Genomic DNA, 1,947 nt, shown 5'->3' on the forward strand with positions numbered 1-1,947 from the left:
GATTTTAAAATCCCAAAAGCCTTTCGACCCCAATTATTTGACTGCTACCCCTTGACAGGTCAAGACAGTATCTACAGAAATCATGGTTAATTGACCGGACATGATATAATATCATGTCAAGTCGAGCGATCGCGATTTTTGTAGGGACTCCCCTCACCAACAATACCTGCCAATAATTGACCATCTCAAAAACCCGCCCCCACCGGGATATTATGGTTAATCGATCGGACATGATATTAGCGATCGTTCTGATACAACCGGATTCCATATTATCTACAAACCAGGTAGTCCAATTACTGTAAAATCCTGTTGAGTGATGAGATTAGCTGGCACACCTTTTAGGCTAGCTAAGATTTGATCCGTGTTGGCAATTTTGATAAAAGTTGTAGTGTTTTCTTCAACTATACTGAGTCGATCGACCGTTAACCCTCCCGTCAAAATTAATAAATCTTCACCTTGCGTAAAATCAGCGATGACATCGCGGCCTTCTCCCGCAGTCAAGAAAAAGTAATCGCGCCCGCTTCCCCCTTGCAGCGTATCGTTTCCGAAGTCTCCCCTCAACCAGTCCTCGCCAATTCCCCCAATCAAAGTATCATCACCATTATCGCCGTAGAGAGTATCGCTACCGTCACCCCCGAACAATCGATCGGCATCTTCATTACCAAAAATTAAATCATTGCCACTACCGCCGCACAAATAATCTTTTTGACTGCTAGCATCCCTCGCGATATTGTCAATATCTCCGAAAATCGTATCCTCGCCATTGCCGCCGCAGATGGTGTCATTTCCCAACTCTCCAAACAGCAAATCATTGCCATAATCGCCACAAATTATATCGTTATCTTTGCCGCCGTGTAAGGTATCATTGTCTTCGCCGCCAGAAAGAGTATCTTCGCTTTCTTGTCCGTATAAAACGTCGTTGCCATTATTGCCAAAAAGCAAATCTTTTCCTGTCAAGCCACCGTCAGACGCATCAGAAGTGCCACCAAATAAACTGTCATTACCTTCATCGCCAAGTAGGGTATCGTTGCCTTTGTCGCCCCAAACTATGTCATTATCTTTGCCTGCGATCGCCACATCATGATCTTTACCCGCATAAATAAGGTCATTCCCAGCGTGGCCGACGAGATAGTCGTTATTTTCGTTGCCAAATATGGTGTCGCTGTCTGCATCCGCGCCCACAGCAACTGGGCTAGCAAAGCCGCCGTAAATATTGTCGTTGCCGAGAAAGCCCTTTAGCAAGTCGCTGCCGTTGAAACCGTTGATGATGTCATTAACATCGCTGCCGGTTAGAGTATCTTTACCGTCAGTACCGTTGAGGGTATTTTCAGGGATATTCGGGCCGGGAATGGAATTGCGATCGGGTAAAGTGATTCGATCGCACATACAGTCTTCCGAAGCAGCAGGAATTAGCGAAGGTTTGGGGGTTTCGGTTGATGGAGATGTGGTTGGGGCGATCGAATTGTCAGTTGCGATCGGTGTTTCCCCAGGTTTAGCCGTTGGGATTGGAGTTTCTCCAGATGTCGAAATTGGTGTCGGAATTGGCGTCGGAGTTTCCGCAGGCGTCGGAGTTTCCGCAGGAATTGGCGTCGGAATTGGCGTCGGAGTTTCCGCAGGCGTCGGAATGGGAGTTTCCGCAGGAATTGGCGTCGGTGTCGGAATTGGTGTCGCAGTGGAAATAGGCGTCGGAGTTGGAGTTGGCGTCGGAGTTTCCGCAGGCGTCGGAATGGGAGTTTCCGCAGGAATTGGCGTCGGTGTCGGAATTGGCGTCGCAGTGGAAATAGGCGTCGGAGTTGGAGTTGGCGTCGGAGTTTCCGCAGGCGTCGGAATGGGAGTTTCCGCAGGAATTGGCGTCGGTGTCGGAATTGGCGTCGCAGTGGAAATAGGCGTCGGAGTTGGAGTTGGCGTCGGAGTTTCCGCAGGCGTCGGAATGGGAGTTTCCGCAGG

General features: G+C 49.0%; 1 protein-coding gene and 1 pseudogene. One reads left to right on the forward strand and one right to left on the reverse strand.

The window, feature by feature from the left end; genetic code table 11:
• Positions 1-273: 273 nt before the first annotated feature.
• Complete coding sequence (locus tag QT987_RS29630; protein ID WP_333247053.1) at positions 274-1,386, reverse strand: calcium-binding protein; 1,113 nt, start codon at positions 1,384-1,386, stop codon at positions 274-276.
• On the opposite strand from QT987_RS29630, the pseudogene QT987_RS29635 reads away from it, so the two are divergent.
• Positions 1,349-1,947 (forward strand): annotated as a pseudogene (locus tag QT987_RS29635) (hypothetical protein); the annotation flags it as partial. The gene QT987_RS29630 and the pseudogene QT987_RS29635 overlap by 38 nt on opposite strands.

It is taken from the genome of Microcoleus sp. SVA1B4 (genome assembly GCF_036700545.1).
Classification (GTDB): Bacteria; Cyanobacteriota; Cyanobacteriia; order Cyanobacteriales; family Microcoleaceae; genus Microcoleus.

Excerpts from the sequence above, each read along its gene's own strand:
- QT987_RS29630 (WP_333247053.1), bottom strand. The coding sequence starts at position 1,386 with ATGTGCGATCGAATCACTTTACCCGATCGCAATTCCATTCCCGGCCCG.